15 protein-coding genes are annotated in these 18,121 nt (G+C 71.0%); 10 read left to right on the top strand and 5 right to left on the bottom strand.

Going from position 1 to position 18,121, the window contains the following annotated elements:
- The first annotated feature begins 9 nt into the window (after positions 1-9).
- The gene (locus A6A25_RS07285) at positions 10-660 is read left to right on the top strand and encodes a response regulator (RefSeq protein WP_073887088.1); all 651 of its coding nucleotides are present in this window, start codon (positions 10-12) and stop codon (positions 658-660) included.
- A 4-nt stretch (positions 661-664) separates the two neighbouring features.
- On the opposite strand, the gene A6A25_RS07280 is transcribed toward A6A25_RS07285, so the two are convergent.
- Positions 665-2,146 carry an alpha/beta hydrolase gene (locus A6A25_RS07280; RefSeq protein WP_073887087.1) on the bottom strand — a complete coding sequence of 494 codons (1,482 nt, stop codon included), beginning with the start codon at positions 2,144-2,146 and terminating at the stop codon, positions 665-667.
- A 129-nt stretch (positions 2,147-2,275) separates the two neighbouring features.
- Between A6A25_RS07280 and A6A25_RS07275 the strand changes: the two genes are divergently transcribed.
- Complete coding sequence (locus tag A6A25_RS07275) at positions 2,276-3,274, top strand: hypothetical protein (RefSeq protein WP_241828537.1); 999 nt, start codon at positions 2,276-2,278, stop codon at positions 3,272-3,274.
- A gap of 177 nt (positions 3,275-3,451) precedes the next feature.
- Here A6A25_RS07275 and A6A25_RS07270 read toward each other — a convergent pair whose 3' ends face one another.
- A complete protein-coding gene (locus tag A6A25_RS07270) occupies positions 3,452-4,462 on the bottom strand; it encodes a class I mannose-6-phosphate isomerase (RefSeq protein ID WP_073887085.1) in 1,011 nt (336 codons plus the stop codon).
- Positions 4,459-5,442 (bottom strand): LacI family DNA-binding transcriptional regulator, encoded by a 984-nt coding sequence (locus A6A25_RS07265; RefSeq protein ID WP_073887306.1) that lies wholly within the window; start codon positions 5,440-5,442, stop codon positions 4,459-4,461. Before A6A25_RS07265 ends, A6A25_RS07270 begins: the two co-directional genes overlap by 4 nt.
- Before the next feature lie 166 nt (positions 5,443-5,608).
- Between A6A25_RS07265 and A6A25_RS07260 the strand changes: the two genes are divergently transcribed.
- The 5 genes from A6A25_RS07260 (at position 5,609) to A6A25_RS07240 (ending at position 13,753) form a co-directional block, all read left to right on the top strand.
- On the top strand, positions 5,609-8,884 hold the full coding sequence (locus tag A6A25_RS07260) for a GH92 family glycosyl hydrolase (RefSeq protein ID WP_083668075.1): 3,276 nt from the start codon (positions 5,609-5,611) through the stop codon (positions 8,882-8,884).
- Positions 8,885-8,899: 15 nt separating this feature from the next.
- A complete protein-coding gene (locus A6A25_RS07255) occupies positions 8,900-11,134 on the top strand; it encodes a GH92 family glycosyl hydrolase (RefSeq protein WP_083668073.1) in 2,235 nt (744 codons plus the stop codon).
- A gap of 117 nt (positions 11,135-11,251) precedes the next feature.
- Positions 11,252-12,166 (top strand): ABC transporter ATP-binding protein, encoded by a 915-nt coding sequence (locus tag A6A25_RS07250; RefSeq protein WP_073887083.1) that lies wholly within the window; start codon positions 11,252-11,254, stop codon positions 12,164-12,166.
- The gene (locus tag A6A25_RS07245; RefSeq protein WP_073887082.1) at positions 12,163-13,206 is read left to right on the top strand and encodes an ABC transporter permease; all 1,044 of its coding nucleotides are present in this window, start codon (positions 12,163-12,165) and stop codon (positions 13,204-13,206) included. Before A6A25_RS07250 ends, A6A25_RS07245 begins: the two co-directional genes overlap by 4 nt.
- Before the next feature lie 232 nt (positions 13,207-13,438).
- Positions 13,439-13,753, top strand: coding sequence for a DUF3817 domain-containing protein (locus tag A6A25_RS07240; RefSeq protein ID WP_073887081.1), 315 nt, complete (start codon positions 13,439-13,441; stop codon positions 13,751-13,753).
- Here A6A25_RS07240 and A6A25_RS07235 read toward each other — a convergent pair.
- Positions 13,735-14,778 carry an aminoglycoside phosphotransferase family protein gene (locus A6A25_RS07235; RefSeq protein WP_198932598.1) on the bottom strand — a complete coding sequence of 348 codons (1,044 nt, stop codon included), beginning with the start codon at positions 14,776-14,778 and terminating at the stop codon, positions 13,735-13,737. The genes A6A25_RS07240 and A6A25_RS07235 overlap by 19 nt on opposite strands.
- 71 nt (positions 14,779-14,849) lie before the next feature.
- The gene (locus A6A25_RS07230) at positions 14,850-15,353 is read right to left on the bottom strand and encodes a MarR family winged helix-turn-helix transcriptional regulator (RefSeq protein WP_073887080.1); all 504 of its coding nucleotides are present in this window, start codon (positions 15,351-15,353) and stop codon (positions 14,850-14,852) included.
- A 41-nt stretch (positions 15,354-15,394) separates the two neighbouring features.
- On the opposite strand from A6A25_RS07230, the gene A6A25_RS07225 reads away from it, so the two are divergent.
- Genes A6A25_RS07225 through A6A25_RS07215 form a run of 3 tightly spaced genes read left to right on the top strand, consistent with a single transcriptional unit; the run spans position 15,395 to position 17,608 of the window.
- Entirely contained in the window at positions 15,395-15,697 is a 303-nt protein-coding gene (locus A6A25_RS07225) for an MTH1187 family thiamine-binding protein (protein WP_073887079.1), read from the top strand.
- 27 nt (positions 15,698-15,724) lie between these two features.
- Complete coding sequence (locus A6A25_RS07220; protein ID WP_073887078.1) at positions 15,725-16,570, top strand: SCO6745 family protein; 846 nt, start codon at positions 15,725-15,727, stop codon at positions 16,568-16,570.
- 42 nt (positions 16,571-16,612) lie between these two features.
- Entirely contained in the window at positions 16,613-17,608 is a 996-nt protein-coding gene (locus A6A25_RS07215) for a tetratricopeptide repeat protein (RefSeq protein ID WP_073887077.1), read from the top strand.
- Positions 17,609-18,121 lie beyond the last annotated feature (513 nt).

Raw genomic sequence — 18,121 nt, 5'->3', positions numbered from 1 at the left:
GGAGGGCCCATGTCCATCTCCGTGCTCTTGGTGGACGACCACGAGATCGTGCGGCGTGGTCTGCAGCAGTTGCTGGCGGTCGAGTCGGACATCGAGGTCGTCGGTGAGGCGGAGAGCGCCGCGGCCGCCGTGTCCGCCGCCGCGTTCCACCGGCCCGACGTGGCCGTGATCGACGTGCGGCTGCCCGACGGCGACGGCGTGACCGTGTGCCGGGAGATCCGCTCGACGGTCCAGCCGCCGCCCGCGTGCCTGATGCTGACCTCGTACTCCGACGACGAGGCGCTGTTCGGCGCGATCATGGCGGGTGCGGCCGGGTACCTGCTCAAGCAGGTGTCCGGCAACGACCTGGTGTCCGCGATCCGCACGCTGGCCGCGGGCGGTTCGCTGCTGCACTCCGGCGTGACGGCGACCGTGCTGCAACGGCTGCGCGGCGGACCGGTCGAGGACCCGCGCTACGCGTCGTTGAGCCCGCAGGAGCGGCGGATCCTCGACCTGATCGCCGAGGGCCTGACCAACCGGCAGATCGCGAACCGGCTGTACCTGGCCGAGAAGACGGTGAAGAACTACGTCTCCTCGCTGCTGCACAAGCTCGGTTTCGACCGCCGGACGGAGGCCGGCGTCTACGCCGCGCGCAGGCGGCAGGCCGGCGGGACGTTCTGAGCGGTCACAACGGCCACCCGACCAGTGGGCGCTCGCTCGCGGCGGTGGGCGCGGTCGAGTCGGGCAGGGGCGTTCCAGGGCAGGTCAGGTCACGTGGCGGCACCACGCCGTCCACGATGAACGCCTCCACCACCTCGTCCACGCACGGGTTGCCGAAACCGTAGACGCCGTGGTCGCCCTCGTCGGTCACGGTGAGCAGCCGTGACCCCTCGAAGTTGCGGTGGGCCCGCTGGGCGCCTTCCAGCGGGGTGGCCGGGTCGCGCTCCGACTGCACCATGAGCACCGGTGGCACGCCCTTGCCGGTCGGCTTCTTCAGCTCCAGCGGCGGCCGGTCCCAGAACGCGCACGGCGCCAGCCGCTGGTAGTAGCCGAACAGCGGGTACCGCTTGCCGAGCCGCTCGGCCTCCGCGGCCAGGGTGGCGCGGTTGTGCCGGAACCTCGTGTCGTTGCACGTGACGGCGTACAGCGCGGCGTTGGGCGCGTCCGGGAACACCGCCGACGCCGGTGCGGTCGCCGTGGGCTCGCGCAGGAACGCCAGCACCTCCGCCGCTTCCGGGAACGCCTGCTTGCTGTACTGCGCCCGGACCAGCGCGAGGTCCAGCCGGACACCGTCGACCACCGTGCCGTCCGGCAGCGTCAACGGGTCCGCGGCCAGCCGGGCGCGGGTCGTCTCGTAGACTCGGCGGACCTGCTCGGCGGTCGTGCCCAGGTGGTAGACGTGGTCGTACCGGGCCACCCAGGGCAGGAAGTCGGTGCGGAACCGGCGTTCGAAGGCGTAGCCGAAGTTGTCGAACACGTCCTGGAACGTCGAGGTGAAGTCGGCGTTGGAGTCGAGCACGAACCGGTCCACCCGGTCGGGGAAGTAGGTGGCGTAGTAGGCGCCCATCCACGTGCCGCCCGAGTAGCCGATCCAGTTGACCTTCTCCCGGCCCAGCAGGGTGCGCAGCAGGTCCAGGTCGCGGACGGTCTGCTCGGTGTTGACGACCTTCCCGAACTCGCCCGACCGGGTCTGGCACGCCGTGGCCTGCAGCTCGGCGCTGTCGTAGAGCAGGTCGGTGTTGGCGCGGCCGCGGTCGCGCGGGTCGGTGAGGCCGATCCAGTTGTACCCGCCGCAGGTGACGTTCGTGCTCGCCCCCGTGCCGCGCGGGTCGATGCCGATGACGTCCAGGTGCTCCACCAGCTTGGCGCGGCCGGTGTAGAGCAGCGGCAGCGACCGGCCGGGCGCCCCCGGACCGCCCGGGTTGGTCAGCACGACGCCCCTGGCCTGCCCGGAACGCGCCTTGAGCCTGCTGACCGCGATGGTGATCGTGCGGCCGTCGTCCGGTGTCCGCCAGTCGAACGGCGCCTGGAACGTGCCGCACTCCAGGCCTTCGTGATCGGCGCACGGCGACCAGGTGATGCCCTGTGCCGGTGCGGCCTCCGCGTACGTCGGCAGCGACGCGCCGACCAAGGCCGCGGCGACCACCGCGGCGACTGTCCCTCTCATGGATTCCCCCTCCGGTCGAGGCCTCCACCTCACCGCGCACGTACGCTGGGGGACAACCGCAGAAAGGCCCTGTTCGGCTCTACGAAAGACTTAAGCCACTCGGGCTCGGAGGAAAGTAAGGTCGCTGGAGTGGGGATTTTCCGGAGGAAGCGGCCTGCCGCGCTCGCCCGTGAAGTGGTGCGGGACCACACCTACGACGACGCGATCCTGGACATCGCGGCGGAGGAGATGGACGCGGGCCACCTGAGGGCGGCGACCACGGTGCTCGCGGAGTGCCGTGACGAGCCCGAGGTGCGGGCGTTGCGGGTCGAGGTGCTCGGCGAGCACGCCATCGGCCACGCCGACGAGCTGCTGGAGCTGGCGAAGAACAACACCGACCCGGACCTGTGGCTGCTGGCCGGCACGGCGTTCATCCGGGAGGCGTGGGCGATCCGCGGCTCGGGGCGGGCCGACAGCGTCGGCAAGGACCGGTTCAAGGTCTTCTTCGGCACCCTGCGCAAGGCCGTCGGCCCGTTGCACGAGGCCGCCAAGCTCCTGCCGCGGGACGCGGTGCCGTGGGCGCAGCTGCAGACCGCGGGCCTCGGGTTGCAGGTCGACCGGGACCAGAAGGACGAGGTGTGGCGGGAGATCGTGGCGCGGTGCGCGACGCTGTACCCGGCGCACTGGACCCGGTTGCAGATCCTGGCGTCGAAGTGGGGCGGGTCGGCCGAGGAGATGATGGCGTTCGCGCAGGGCAGCGTCGACGCCGCGCCGCCGGGTGACCCTGTGGTGGCCATGCTGCCGCTCGCGCACTTCGAGATCTTCCTGGAGCAGTTCGAGGACGCCGTGCAGGCGCGGTCGGCGTTGAAGATCGCGACGCTGAAGATGCGGTACTTCACCCGGCACCGGGAGGAGATCGCCGCGGCGGCGGACAAGTGGGACTCGACCCCGACCAAGCCGCACCCGCGCGCGTTGCAGGCGCACAACCTGTTCGCGGCGGCGTTCGCCCTGGCCGACGACGCGCCGCGGGCCAAGCGCCACCTGCTCGGCATGCGCGACCACGTGCACGAGGTGCCGTGGGCCTACGTCGCCTATCTGGCCGACGACCTGGAGAAGGAGTACTCCGAACTGGCCAACAAGTACCTCTGACCGCGAGAGTCCAACGCTCACAGCGCGAGAGTCCAACGCTCAGCGCACCTGAATTCCACGCTCAGGTGCCTCGCGGGACGCGTGAGGGGGCGCCTCGCAGGACGCCTGAGCGTGGAATTCAGGGTCCGCGAACGTTGGACTCTCGCGCGCTGAGCGTTGGACTCTCGCGGTGGGCTTTCAGCTCCGGAGCGTCGGCACCGAGGGCGGACGGCACCGGATGGCGACGACGTCGCCGGTCACCACGACCTCGCCCGCCGCGTGCGGCACGACCACCGTGCTGCCCCGGTGCACCGCGACCGGACCCAGCGTGCCGGCGCCCTCCAGCACCACGAACACGCCGAACGAGGGCTCCAGCGCCGCCGTGCCGGACACGTGCAGCCGGTCGGCGCGGAAGAACGGGTCGGCCTGGGCGTCGAACAGGTCCACCGACCGGCCGGTGAGCGCCCGCGTGCGGCGCACGAGGTCGTCCGGCGACTGGGCGCGGCGCTCCAGGCAGTCCAACGCCTTGTCGTAGCCCAGACCGAGGTGCCCGGCCTCGGCGTCGGCCAGGAAACCCTTCCACTCCAACGTCACCGAGAAGTCGGTCGGCTGCTGGAGCTCCACGATGAACACGCCCTCGCCGATCGCGTGCGGCACACCCGCGGGCACGAACACCGTGTCACCGGGCGAGACCTTGACCGGGTTCAGCGCGGCCAGCATGGCGGCCGAGTCCTGAGTGGACACCCACTCGGCGGCGACCGCGGCGGGCACGTCCTCGCGGAACCCGAGGTACACCGTCGGGTCGGGCCCGGACGTGCCGATCACGATCCACGCCTCGGTCTTGCCGTGCCGGCAGCCGAGGTGCGTCGCCGCGAACGCGTCGGACGGGTGGCAGTGCACCGGCAGCCGCTGCCCGGCGTCGAGCAGCTTCACCAGCAGCGCGGTGTCCGCGCCGAACTCCGCCGCGTGCTCCGCGCCCAGCCACGACTCCGGATCGGCCGCCACCGCGTCGCGCAGCCACCGCCCGTCCGGCAGCCGCGTCAACCCCGCCTCGTCCTTGCCGAACTGCGTGGTGGTCGACGCGACCCAGTCCTCTGGCCCGGCGTCGGCGGAGTCCCGGCTCCGGAACGCCGCGATGGCCGCACCGCCCCGGTAGAACTGCCGCGGCTGGTTGGCCTCCAGCGCGACGGGCTGGTTGTCGGAACTCATGCGCGCATCTCTCCTGATCCACGGGGCACCAACCGGACCGGCAGGACGACGCGGCGCGGTGGGGAGCCGTCGCCGTCCAGTCGGGCGAACAGCAGGTCCGCCGCTGCCTTGCCGAGCGCGCTCGCGTCGTGCGCGATCACGGTCACCGGCGGCGACAGCAGGTCGGCCAGCTCGAAGTCGTCGAAGCCCACCAGGGCGGGCCGTACGGCACTGCCCGCCAACGCGCGCACAGCGTGCACGGTGATCCGGTTGTTGCCGGTCACCACCGCGGTCGCCGGGTCGGCGGCGTTCCGCAGGCCCTGCAACGCCTTGCGCACCGACTCCTCGTCGTGCGGCCCCATGACCACCAGGGACTCGTGGTACCCGATACCGGCGCGCACGCAGCCCTCGCGGTAGCCGCGCAGCCGTTCGTTGGCGGTGAAGATGTCCGGCGCGTCGCCGAGGAACGCGATCCGCCGGTGCCCGAACGACGCCAGGTGCGCCACCGCCGCCGCGGTGCCGCCGATGTTGTCCACCAGCACGGTGTCGGCCACGACGTCACCGGCCGGCCGGTCCAGGAACACGACCGGCGTGCCCGCGCGCATCTCCGGCACCAGGTACCCGTGCTGCAACCCGGCGGGCACGACCAGCAGCCCGTCCACCCGCCGCGAGCAGAACTCCAGCGACAGCTCGCGCTCCCGCGCCGGGTCCTCGTCGGACGAGCCGGTGATCACCTGGCGGCCGCGCAGCCGCGCGATCTCCTCGACCGCACGCGTGACGCCGGAGTAGAACGGGTTGCCGACGTCCTCCAGCACCAGGCCGATGGTGCCGGTGGACGAGCCGCGGCGCAGGTTGCGGGCGCTGAGGTTGCGCCGGAAGCCGAGCTGGTCGATCGCGGCCAGCACCCGTTCGGCGGTGGCCGGGTGCACGCCCGCCTCGTCGTTCACCACGCGCGAGACGGTCTTGATGCTGACGCCCGCCAGCCGCGCCACGTCGTTCATCGTGGCACGCCGCACTTTGCGGACGCCTGCCGCGCCGTTCGGGGACAACGTTGTCATAGTGCGCGAATCACACACCCCGCTGTCACGTCTGTCAACGTCCTGGCTGTCTCGAACCGGACAAACCCCGGACACCGGGGTTGACGGCACCCCCGCACTCTCCGCGAGTATGCGATTACGGATCGTTGGTGGACAGCGTTGTCACTGGAGGCGGCTCGTGCGCACGACTCTCGGACTCGCGGCGGTGGTAGGTCTCTCGGCGGCACTCGCAGTGGTCCACCCGGTGGCAGGGGAGGCGCAGGTGGACGACCTCGCCAGGTGGGTGAACCCGTTCGTCGGCACCCAGCCGGGTGGCCCGGACCACGGCACGGGCGGTGGCGCGGGCAACAACTTCCCCGGCGCGGACGTGCCGTTCGGCATGGTGCAGTGGAGCCCGGACACGGTGACCCGCCAACACGGCGGTTACGCGTATGAAGATGACCGGATCAGGGGTTTCAGCCTCACCCACCTGTCCGGCGCCGGCTGCTCGACGTACCAGGACATCCCGATCATGCCGTTCACCGGCGAGGTGACGACCTCGCCCGCGACCGATCCTGACCGGTACGTCTCGACGTTCTCGCACAGCAACGAGACCGCGTCCCCGGGCTACTACGGGGTGACCCTCGACAGCGGGACCAAGGTCGAGTTGACGGTCACGCAGCGCACCGGCACCGGCCGGTTCTCCTACCCGGGCGGGTCGACGTCGACGTTGCTGGTCAACACGTCCGGCTCCATCTCGGGCACGGACGACGCCGAGGTCACCCTCGGCACGGACACCATCAGCGGCTGGGCCACCAGCGGCCGGTTCTGCGGCGCGGACCACCGCTACCGGGTGTACTTCCACGCACAGTTCGACCAGCCGTTCGCCTCTGTCGGCACCTGGCGCAACGGCACCGTCACGCCCGGCCGGTCCTCCGAACGCGGCGGCTCCGGCGTCCGCGATGGGCTCGGCGACGCGCCGAAAACCCTTGAAGCACAGGGCGAGCGCGAGGTCGAAGCCGAGGACACCACCGTGTCGGGTCCGGGTTCGGGCGGCTGGGTGACGTTCGCCGACCCGGACGTGACCATGCGCGTCGGACTGTCGTTCGTCTCGATCGACGGCGCGAAGAAGAACCTGAAGGCGGAGAACACGGGCAAGTCCTTCGACGCCGTGCACGCCGCCGCCCGGCGGGCGTGGAACGACCGGCTCAACCAGGTGAAGGTCACCGGCGGCACGGACGCGCAGCGCACCACGTTCTACACGGCGCTCTACCACTCCCTGTTGCAGCCCAACGTCTTCTCCGACACCGACGGCCGCTACCCGGGCTTCGACGGCCGAATCCACACCGCCGAGCGCGGTCACGCCGTCTACACCAACTTCTCCGGCTGGGACGTCTACCGCTCGGAGATGCAGCTGCTGTCGTTGCTCGCGCCGGAGGAAGCCTCGGACATGGTCCGCTCCATGGTGGCGTTCGCCGAGCAGGGCGGCGCGTGGGACCGCTGGACGGTGGCCAACGGCTACACCGGCGTCATGGTCGGCGACCCGTACCACGTGATGGTGGCGAGCGCGTACGCCTTCGGCGCCAAGGACTTCGACGCGCGCAAGGCACTGCTGCTGATGCTGCGCGGAGCGACGCAGCCGACCCAGGGCTACGAGGAACGGCCGGGTCTCACGGAGTACATGGACCTCGGGTACGTGCCGGTGGGCGCCCGCGGGGTGTGGGGAGCGCCTGCGACCACCCTGGAGTACACGACGGCGGACTTCGCCATCGCCGACCTCGCCCGCCGGCTGGGTGACGGCGCGACCTGGCAGACGTTCATGGCACGCGCCCAGTACTGGCAGAACGTGTTCAACCCGGCCACCGGCTACACCCAGCCGCGCAACCGCGATGGCTCGTACGTGGAGCCGTTCAAGCCGGGCAGCCCGGACAACTGGGTCGAGGGCAACGCCGCCCAGTACACGTGGATGGTGCCGTACAACGTGCGCGGCCTGTTCACCGCGATGGGCGGTGACGCGGAGGTCCGCGACCGGCTCGACGCGTTCTTCACCAAGCTGAACGCCGGCCCGGAGGAGCCGTACGCGTTCCTCGGCAACGAGCCGATCATGCACTCGCTGTGGCTGTACAACTGGGCGGGCGCGCCCGCGAAGACCGCGGAGGTGACGCGGCGCGCGGTGACCGAGCTGTTCGGCCCCGGCCCGGACGGCCTGATGGGCAACGACGACCTGGGCCAGATGTCGTCCTGGTACGTGTGGGCGGCGCTGGGCGTGTACCCGGTGATCCCCGGCCGGGCCGAGCTGGTGGTCAACAGCCCGTTGTTCAGCGAGGTCACGATCACCCGGCCGAACGGCGCGCCGATCGTGATCAAGGCGTCCGGGACGGGCGCGTACGTGTCGAACCTCAAGCTCAACGGGCGTGCCCAGACCCGCACGTGGCTGCCAGAGTCGCTGGTCACCGCAGGTGGCACGGTGGAGTTCGGGCTGTCCGCGACCCCGACCACCTGGGGCACGGGCCCGGCCGACGCGCCGCCGTCGTTCCGGGACGGCGAGGTGGGGCAGCAGGCGTTCGTGCAACCGGGACGGCTGGTGCTGCCCGCGGGCGGCAGCGGCACCGTGACCATCGGCGCGCAGGACTTCTCCGGTGACGGCGGCAAGGTGTCGTGGACCGCGCAGCCGCCGGCCGGGATCACGCTCACCCCGTCGTCCGGCGCGGTGACGATCCCGGCGGGGGAGAAGGTGGGCACCGAGGTCACCGTCGCGGTCGCGGCGGACGCGGCCGAGCAGACCCACCGCGTGCCGCTGACGTTCTCCAACGGCCAGCGGTCCACCGTCTCGGTGCTGGTGGCCGAGCCGGGGAGCCTGCGGGCGGCGTTCGACAACGTCGGCACGTCACCGGACGCCGACCAGGCCGTCGGCAACTTCGACGGCGGAGGCTGGAGCTACTCGCGCGACGCGCTGGCCGAGGCGGGCGTGACGCCCGGTGGCACGCTCGCCTCCGACGGCCTCACCTACACCTGGCCGGCGTCACCGGCCGGTGAGGCGGACAACGTGAACGCCTCCGGCGAGACGGTGACGCTCAGCGCGCCGGCGGGTGCGACGAAGCTCGGGCTGCTCGGCGCCGCGGGCAACGGCAAGGCCTCCGGCACGCTCACCGTCACCTACACCGACGGCAGCACGCAGACCGCCGAGGTGGGGTTCTCCGACTGGGCGCTGGGCGGTGCGGCGAACCTGCCGCCGTCGTTCGACAACCGGGTCGTCGTCACCACGCCGTACCGCAACAACGCCGGCGGCGAGCCGCAGCAGCTCAAGGTGCACGTGTTCGCGACCGCGCCGATCGCGTTGCGGGCCGACAAGCAGGTCCGTTCGGTTACTTTGCCGCCGTCGGTGACCGGTGGGACGTTCCACGTGTTCGCCATCGCGGTGGGCTGACCCTATGGTGGATCGGTGACGGCTGACCCCGTGGAATCCGTGAACACGTTCATCGGCACGAAGGACGACGGGAACACGTTCCCGGGCGCCTCGATGCCGTTCGGGATGGCCCATTCGAGCCCGATCGGCTCGCACTACGCCGGTTACCGCTACGACGACCCGCTGATCCGCGGGTTCGGGCACTTCTTCCTGTCCGGCGCGGGGTGCTCGGAGCAGGGCGGGCTGGTGTCGATCCTGCCGACGACCGGCTTGCCGCGCACCTTCGACCACCGCGAGTACGGATCGAAGTACACGCACGAGGGCGAGGTCGGCAAGCCCGGCTACTACCGCGTGCGGCTGGCGTCCGGCATCACGGTGGAGTCGACGGCGACCACGCGTGCCGGGGTGGAGCGGTTCACGTTCCCGCCGGGGGTGACGCCGCACGTGCTGGTGAACGTGGGTCAGGCGAACGACGGCGAGCCGGTGTCCGGGAGCAGCGTGCGGGTGGTGGACGACCGCACGGTGGCCGGAACCGTGGTGGCGCAGGCGTTCTGCGGCGGCAAGCCGTACACGACGTACTTCACCACGACGTTCGACCGGCCCTTCGCCAAGACCGGCAACTGGGGTGGCGCCGAGGGCGGTGCGGGGCTGCGCGGGCAGTGGGTGACGTTCACGGAAGGCCCGGTCACGGCGGCCACCGCCCTCTCGCACGTGGACGCGGACGGTGCGGCGAAGAACCTCGGTGAGGCGCGCGGGAGGTCGTTCGACTCGTTGCGCGCGGAAGCCCAGGAGGCGTGGCGGCGGGAGCTGTCGAGCGTCGAGGTCTCCGCGGAGGGCACCGACCGCACCGTCTTCTACACCGCGCTCTACCACGTGCTGTTGCAACCGTTGACGGGCAACGACGTGGACGGCCGGTACCGCGGGTTCGACGGACGGGTGCACACGGCCGACGGCTGGACCTACTACGAGTACTTCTCGCTCTGGGACACCTACCGGGCGCAGAACCAGCTGCTGGCGCTGCTGCGGCCCGAACGGGCGAAGGACATCGCGCGGTCGTTGCTGGCGATTCACAAGCAGGGCGGGTGGCTGCCCCGCTGGGCGTACGCCAACCAGGAGACCAACACGATGACCGGCGACCCGGTCACGCCGTTCCTGGTCGACCTGTGGCGGTTCGGCGCGTTGGAAGGGGTGGAGGAGCGCGCCTACGAGGCGTTGTGGCAGAACGCGAACGGCGTGCCGCCCGCGTCGTCGCCGTTCGAGGGCAGGGCGGGCAACCCGTCCTACCTCACGCACGGTTTCGTCCAGTACGACAAGGGTTTTCGCAAGAAGGGGCAGGACGTCGACCCCCACCACGGCGCCTCGGCGACGTTGGAGTACGCGCTGGCGGACTCCTCGCTGGCGATCATGGCCGCTGCGTTGGGGCGCCACGACGACGCGGAGGTCCTGCGCGGGCGCGGGCTGAACTACCGGGTGCTGTGGGACGCTTCGGTGTCCGACCGCGGGTTCACCGGCTTCCCGCGGCCGAGGCTGGGCGACGGCCGGTGGCTGGCACCGTTCAGCCCCCAGGGCCCGGACGGCTTCCACGAGGGCACGGCGTGGCAGTACCAGTGGCTCGTGCAGCAGGACGTGCCCGGGTTGGTGTGGCTGCTCGGCGGCCGTGACGCGGCGGTGGCCCGGCTGGACGACTTCTTCGCCTACCCGGACCTGGTCGCGGACCCGGCGCGGACCGTGCGCGACAAGTGGGTCGTCGGGCCGTACGAGTACTACAACCAGTTCCGCTACAACCCGAACAACGAGCCGGACCTGCACGTCCCGTGGATGTACGCGCTGATGGGGCAGCCGTGGAAGACGTCGGCCGTGGTGCGGGCGGCGCAGACGTTGTTCGTGGACGCGCCGAACGGCGTGACGGGCAACGACGACCTCGGGCAGATGTCGGCCTGGTACGTGTGCAGCGCCTTGGGGCTGTACCCGGTGACGCCGGGCACCGGTGACTTCGTGCTGAACGCGCCGAGGTTCGACCGGGTGGTCGTGCACCTGGAGAACGGGCGTGACATCACCGTCACGGCGGACGGCGCGGACCCGTCGGAGCTGCAGTACGTGCGGTCGCTGGACGTCGACTCGCAGCCGTGGGACCGGGCCTACCTGAACGTCTCCCGGCTCGACGGCGCGCACCTGGCCTACCGCCTCACCACCGACCCGGCGGAGGCGACGTGGGCGACCGGCCCGTCGTCCGCACCGGCCTCGCCCTGCACAGGTGAGCACGTCTCGTAATCGTCCGCGCGCGGGCTGCTACCAGCGGGTCCGTCAAAAGTCTCGATCCTCGTCCACTTCCGTCGCGAACGGACCGAAGTGGCACCACCGGCGGCCGGCGCGGCTTACCGTCCAGCCATGACAGGGGCACGCATACCGGCCGTCGTGGTTGCCGACATCAGAAAGAGCTACGGCGAGCTGAAGGCGGTGGACGGTGTCTCGTTCACCGTCGCCGAGGGGGAGTTCTTCGGCATCCTGGGGCCGAACGGCGCGGGCAAGACCACCACGCTGGAGATCGTCGAGGGCCTGCGCAAGCCCGATGGCGGCCAGGTGACGCTGCTCGGCGAGCAGCCGTGGCCGCGCAACCCGAAGCTGCTGCCGCGCATCGGCGTGCAGCTGCAGGCGTCGAGCTTCTTCGAGAAGCTGACCGCCCGGGAGCAGTTGCAGACGTTCGGCTCGCTGTACGGCGTGAGCCCGCGCAAGGCCGACGAGATGCTGGAGCTGGTCGGCCTGTCCGACAAGGCGGACGTGCAGGAGAACAAGCTCTCCGGCGGCCAGCGGCAGCGCCTGTCGATCGCGTGCGCCCTCGTGCACGACCCGGACCTGGTCTTCCTGGACGAGCCGACCGCCGCGCTGGACCCGCAGGCCCGGCGCAACCTGTGGGACGTGCTGCGCGCGATCCAGGCCAGGGGCAAGACCATCGTGTACACGACGCACTACCTCGACGAGGCCGAGATCCTGTGCGACCGGGTGGCGATCATGGACCGCGGCCGGATCCTCGCGATGGACGCGCCCGCGACGCTGGTGCGCGGTCTCGACGCGCCCACGCACGTGGTGCTGCAGAAGGGGTTGATGACGCGGGAGGCGGCGCGGGGAATCACCGGGGTCGAGGACGCGCACGAGGACGAGGTGTCGTTGACCATCTCCACCCGCAAGCCCGCGCCGGTGCTGTCGGCGTTGGCCGAACGCGGCACGTTGGACGGCCTGCAGGTGCGCACGGCCACGTTGGAGGACGTCTTCCTCGACCTGACCGGACGGGAGTACCGCGCATGACCGCGTTCCGGAGCCTGTCGGCGGCCATGGTGAAGGGCTTCCTGCGGGACAAGATGACGTTGTTCTTCGTCTTCCTGTTCCCGCTGATGTTCCTGGTCGTGTTCGGCCTGCTGCTCGGTGACTCGGGCAGCGACAAGACGAAGATCGCGGCGGTGGGCGAGGGGCCCGTGCTGTCGACGTTGGAGCAGACCGGCGCGATCGAGCTGGAGAAGCACCCGGACGCGGCGTCGGCGCGGCAGAAGGTGGACGACGGTGACCTGCCCGCCGCCGTGGTCGTTTCCGGCGATCGGGTGGAGCTGATCTACGCGGCCAGCGACCAGGTCGCGGCGGGCACCGTGACGGGCATCGTGTCGGGAGTGGTCGACAAGATCAACCTGGGTGCGGCGAACGTGACGCCGCGGTTCACGCTGGAGATTAAGTCGGTCGAGGACGCGTCGCTCAAGCCGATCCAGTACCTGACGCCCGGCATCCTGTCGTGGGCGATCTCGATCTCGGGCGTGTTCGGCTCGGCGTTGACCATGGTGTCGTGGCGCAAGAAGCAGGTGCTGCGGCGGATCCGGCTGGCGCCGGTGAGCACGACGACCGTCCTGACGTCGCGGGTGCTGGTGAGCATCGGCACGGCGGTGGCGCAGGGCGTGGTGTTCGTGGCGGTGGCGCTGCTGCCGGTGTTCGGGCTGAAGCTGACCGGTCAGTGGTACCTGGCGCTGCCGTTGCTGGTGCTGGGCACGACGGCGTTCTTCGCGATCGGGATGCTGGTGGGCGCGTTCTGCAAGACGGAGGAGGCGGCGTCCGGTGCGGCGAACATCGTGATCATGCCGATGGCGTTCCTGTCGGGCACGTTCTTCCCGGTGGAGAACGCGCCCGGGTGGCTGCAGACGGTGTCGTACGCCTTCCCGTTGCGCCACATGAACGACGGCATGCTGGACGTCCTGGTCCGCGGCAAGGGCGTCGAAGCCCTGCTGCTGCCCTCCGCCGTCCTCATCGCGTTCACCCTGGTCGTGGGCTTCATCGCCGCCCGCATCTTCCGCTGGGAGGACTAATCGCGAGAGTCGTACCTCCACACCCGCGTGTCCTACGTTCGGAACGCGCGTGTCCTACGTTCAGGACACCCGAGTTCAACACTCGGAACAGTCGATCTTGTTCTGAGTGTTCAACTCGGGGTGCGCGAACGTAGGACACGCGCGTTCCGAACGTAGGACACACGCGGGCTGGAGGTACGACTCGCGTGGGGGTGGGGGGTGGGTGAGGGCGGTCACGAAGCACAATGGGGGCATGCTTAGCAGCGCTGTTGGTCGGTTTCGCCTGCTCGCCCTGGCCGAGGCGGTGTCGTGGGCCGGTCTGTTGATCGGCATGTTCTTCAAGTACGTCGTGGTGGAGAACGAGATCGGCGTGAAGGTCTTCGGGCCGGTCCACGGCGTGATCTTCGTCGGGTACGTGCTGGTGACGTTGATGCTGGCGGACCGCTGGGACCGCAAGACGCTCATCCTCGGCCTGGTCGCGAGCATCCCGCCGTTCGGCACCGTGGTGTTCGAGCGGTGGGCCAACCGGACCGGTCGTCTGGACGACGCTCAGACCGCGAAGGACTGAGCGCGTTCCAACTCCGCCTCGGGGTCACCGAGGTGGTAGACGCGCTCACTCGGCTCGATGTTGTCCAGGAACTCCTGGTACACCACCGCGCCGACGAGGTGTGACGCCGGTCGGGCGTGCCGCAGCGCGCTCGCCGGGTCGCTCGACGGGTAGTGGCGCAACCACGCGTCCACCCACGCGCGTTCGATCGCGGGCCGGAACTCCGGCGCGACGAACCCGATGAGCCGCGCCGCGTCCAACGCCGGGTGGCCCCAGTGCGCGTCACCCCAGTCGAGCACCACCCCGCCGGAACGCCAGTTGCCCGGGTGGAAGTCGCCGTGCAGCAGCGTCTGCGGCAACCCGAAGTCCGGCACCCTCACCCCGCGCACCCGCAACGGCGGCTCACCCGAACCGGCCAACGCCGCCTGCACCGCCACCCACCGCGGCACGATCCGTTCGACGACCTCGGGCCCCGGCTGCCAGCAGTCCACCCCGGGAGCCTCCGCCAGCAGCACCCGACCGGGCTCCGCCGCGATCAACCCCGGTGCCAACGACGGGTCCACGGACGCCACCAGCCGGATCACCTCGCCCTCGTCCGCCATGAACGGCGGCGTGGCCTTCGCCCAGACGTTCCCGCCCGCGGTCGGCAGCCGGTACAGGCACGACAGGTTCCACGTCTTCACCTGCACGGGCGGCCCGGTCACCTCGACGTGCCGCCGAGCCCACGCCACCAACGCCGCCGGACCGCCCGGACGCGCCCACGGCAGCCGCAGCGGGTGATCGGGGAACTCGTGCGGCGGCGAGTCGGCCGACAGCCCCCGGTCCGGCACCCGGTCGGCCTCCACCTGGTAGGTCACCACGCCGTCGCGCATCGCCGGCGTGGTGGTCCCCACCAGCCGCAACACGCTCGTCGTCACGCCGAGAACCCGGTCCAGGTGCGCGGTGACGGGCTCGACGTCGTTCCACCACGGGCTGTCGACGGTGAACGGCTCGGCCGCGCCCACGAACCGGCCGCCGACCGTCACCAGAGCCCTGATCTCCCGCACGACGTGCAAGGTGGCCGGGCGGCGACGGTCTGTCGACCGAATTCAGCGCTCGGAGTCCAGCCCCGCCGGGTTCAGTCCTCGAAGTCGCCGACCGCGCGGCGGACCTTGGCCAGCAGGTCGGTCAGCTGCTCGGTCTGCCGGTCGGTCAGCCCGCGCAACCCGAACTCGACGCTGGTCACGGCTTCGGTGGCGGCCTCGCGCCGGGCGTGCCCGGCCTCGGTGATCTCCACCAGGGTGGTGCGCCGGTCGGTGGGGTGGGGGTTGCGGCGCACGAGTCCGTCGGCTTCCAACCGGTCCACGATGTTCGTGACGCTGGTCGGGTGCAGTTGGAGGCGTTCGCCCATGACCCGCATCGGCAGGCTGCCCGTGCGGGCGAACGTCAACAGCACCAGCGCCTCGAACCGCGCGAACGTCAGCCCTTGCGGTTTGAGGGCGGCGTCCACGGCGGACTGGATGATCTGCTGTACTCGCATGACGCTGGTGACCGCCGCCATCGCCGTCGACGGTCCGATCCGCTTCTCCCACAGCTCGGCGGCGCGCGCGATGGGGTCGAACGGCAGCGGCTGGGACGTCATGCGCCGAAGCTACCAGTGGGTACCCCGACCAGGAGGCAGAAGTGCTCGTCGCGTTCAGTGTCAGCCCGCTCGGCGGGGAGTCCGACGGGGTGGCGGAGGCCGTCGCCCAGGCCGTGCGGGTGGTCCGCGAGTCCGGTCTGCCCAACGAGACCAACGCCATGTTCACGCTGGTCGAGGGCGAGTGGGACGAGGTGATGGCGGTGGTGAAGAAGGCGACGGAGGTCGTGCAGGCCACCGCGCCGCGGGTCAGCCTGGTGCTCAAGGCGGACATCCGGCCGGGGTGGACGGGTCAGCTCACGGCCAAGGTGGAGCGGCTCGAACAACACCTCGCTACTGACGAATAGTCGGACGTCCAACTAAAGTCGGTGCGCATGGAACCGAGGGATCTGTGGGTCCGCTTCGAGACCTATCACGACGTCACGTACTTCTCGCCCGAGTCTCGGGCGGTGACCGACGCGCTGGGCTGCAAGGGCGGCTGGATGGGCTACTTCGGTCAGCGCGCGGCACCGCTGGGCGCGGTGTCGCCGGAGGTCGTGACCGCCGCGTTCTTCAGCTTCCACCCGCGCATGGTGGCCCGTGCGCTGCCCGACGCGTGGGACGTGGCCAGCCCCGCCCGGTTCCTGGAAGCCCGGCTTGAGGGCGTCGACCGGGCCCTGCGGCGGATGCTGGAGAGCCTGGACGTCGCCGAGGCCGCCGACCTGGCCGGTCAGGCCGCCGAGGCGGTGCCGTTGGCGGGACGCGTGCTGGGCGCGGCGAACTGCGTGCTGCCCGTGCCGGACGAGCCGCACCTGGCGTTGTGGCAGGCGTGCACGACGTTGCGTGAGTCGCGTGGTGACGGCCACATCGCCGCGCTGGTGGCTGCCGACCTGGGGCCGTGCGAGACGTTGGTGCTGTTCAGCGCCGACAAGGGCCTCGACTCGGCCTACATGCGTGCCGCGCGTGGCTGGTCGGAGGAGGAGTGGCGGGAAGCCGAAGCGGCGCTCACCGAGCGCGGGTTGCTCGACGGCGGCCTCACCCCGGCCGGTCGGGCGCTGCGCGAGGACGTCGAACGCCGCACCGACGAGGCCGCCACCCGTCCGTGGGACGTCCTGGGTGCGGCGGGCACCGCCCGCTTCGCCGAGTTGACGACCCCGATCGCGCTTCGCCTGGGACGCCTCAACGAGGCCATGCGGATCAACCCGATGGCGATCGACCCGGTCGCGCAACTCCCCGGCTAGCCGCGCGTGGCCGGCGGTCGGACTCGTGCCAGGATGGGAGGCGTGACAAGGCCAGACCCCCGAAAGACCGCCGCACTGTCCGCCGCGCTGTCCGGGGCGGTCGACCTCGGCGCGCTGAAGGCCCGGGCCGACGCCGCGAGGCAGCGTGCCGCCACCCCATCCCCGTCGTCCGGTGCCGGTCCCGGCCCGGTCGGCGGCGGTTCGGACGCCGGTCCGAGCCCGTGGGTGCTGGACGTCACCGAGGCGACGTTCCAGTCGGTCGTCGAGCGCTCCCTGGACGTTCCGGTCGTCGTCGAGCTGACCGCGTCGTGGAGCCCCGAGGCGGGCCAGCTCTCACCGGTGCTGGAACGTGCCGCCAGGGCGTCCGGCGGCACCTGGCTGCTGGCCAGGGTCGACCTGGACGCCAGCCCGCGCATCGGCCAGGTGTTCGGCGTGCAGTCGGTGCCGACCGTGGTGGCGATCGCCGGCGGCCAGCCCATCGACGCCTTCGCCGGTCCGCTGCCGGAGGCCGAGTTCGGCCAGTGGATCACCCGCCTGCTGGACGCCCTGCGCGACCGCCTGCCGGGCATCAAGGCGGCCGAGGCCAACCGCGCCGCCCAGCCCGGCGACGAGCCCGCGGCCGAACCGGAAGACCTTCGCTTCACCGCCGCCGAGGAGGCTTTCGAGCAGGGCGACTTCGCCGCCGCCGAGGCCGCTTACGAGGCGATCCTGGCCGCTGAGCCCGCCAACGCCGAGGCGAAGGCCGCCCTGGCGCAGGTGAGGTTCACGGCTCGGGCCGAGGCGGTGCCCGCGGACGCCATCACCAAGGCCGACGCCGACCCGGAGAACGTCGACGCCCAGCTGGCGGCGGCCGACCTGGAGTTGACGACGAACGACGTGGAGCAGGCGTTCAAGCGCTTGGTCGACACGGTCCGCCGCGTCTACGGCGACGAGCGCGACCGGGTTCGGGAACACCTGGTGGGCCTGTTCGAACTCTTCCCGCCGGACGACGACCGCGTCGCCAAGGCCCGTCGCAACCTGGCCAGCGCCTTGTTCTGACCTAATCGCTCACATCGCTCCCGGCACCCGGCAGGGGTCCTGTTCGCAGGGCCCCTGTTCTGGTGTGAGGGAGTTCGAGTTCGAGTTCGAGTTCGGAAAGATTAAAAGATCAAAAGCGTCCTCGCCGGACGGGCAGATCAGCAGGATGACCCCAACTGCCTCCGGTATCTCCTGTTGCGTCGTGGGCCGGGCTCCGTGTCATCCCACCGACCTCCCTCCGGGCTACCACACGCGTCAAGGGGGCCCCGAAGTTGGAGTATGAGGCAACGCTGGCACGAGGCCCCCTTGACACGTGCGGTAGGGCTACGCCAGGTCGGCGGGATGACACGAACCCCTCCCATGTGAAAGCGGAAGCAACGCCGCCGCACACGCCCCGGGCCCGCTCGACCCCGCGCTCGTCGGCGACCCCCGCGCGCTGTGCCACGAGCACGTTCTTCTCCCTCATAGGAGGGCTTCGTGTCATCCCGCCGACCTGGCTTTGCCCTACCGCACGTGTCAAGGGCGGCGCTTCCA

Source organism: Saccharothrix sp. CB00851, assembly GCF_001905065.1.
GTDB lineage: Bacteria > Actinomycetota > Actinomycetes > Mycobacteriales > Pseudonocardiaceae > Actinosynnema.
The sequence above is the reverse complement of the archived record's forward strand: the minus strand, read 5'-3'. Positions and strand labels throughout refer to the sequence as shown.

Excerpts from the sequence above, each read along its gene's own strand:
- A6A25_RS07285 (WP_073887088.1), top strand. The coding sequence starts at position 10 with ATGTCCATCTCCGTGCTCTTGGTGGACGACCACGAGATCGTGCGGCGT.
- A6A25_RS07280 (WP_073887087.1), bottom strand. The coding sequence starts at position 2,146 with ATGAGAGGGACAGTCGCCGCGGTGGTCGCCGCGGCCTTGGTCGGCGCG.
- A6A25_RS07270 (WP_073887085.1), bottom strand. The coding sequence starts at position 4,462 with ATGAGTTCCGACAACCAGCCCGTCGCGCTGGAGGCCAACCAGCCGCGG.
- A6A25_RS07265 (WP_073887306.1), bottom strand. The coding sequence starts at position 5,442 with ATGAACGACGTGGCGCGGCTGGCGGGCGTCAGCATCAAGACCGTCTCG.
- A6A25_RS07260 (WP_083668075.1), top strand. The coding sequence starts at position 5,609 with ATGCGATTACGGATCGTTGGTGGACAGCGTTGTCACTGGAGGCGGCTC.
- A6A25_RS07250 (WP_073887083.1), top strand. The coding sequence starts at position 11,252 with ATGACAGGGGCACGCATACCGGCCGTCGTGGTTGCCGACATCAGAAAG.
- A6A25_RS07245 (WP_073887082.1), top strand. The coding sequence starts at position 12,163 with ATGACCGCGTTCCGGAGCCTGTCGGCGGCCATGGTGAAGGGCTTCCTG.
- A6A25_RS07240 (WP_073887081.1), top strand. The coding sequence starts at position 13,439 with ATGCTTAGCAGCGCTGTTGGTCGGTTTCGCCTGCTCGCCCTGGCCGAG.
- A6A25_RS07230 (WP_073887080.1), bottom strand. The coding sequence starts at position 15,353 with ATGACGTCCCAGCCGCTGCCGTTCGACCCCATCGCGCGCGCCGCCGAG.
- A6A25_RS07220 (WP_073887078.1), top strand. The coding sequence starts at position 15,725 with ATGGAACCGAGGGATCTGTGGGTCCGCTTCGAGACCTATCACGACGTC.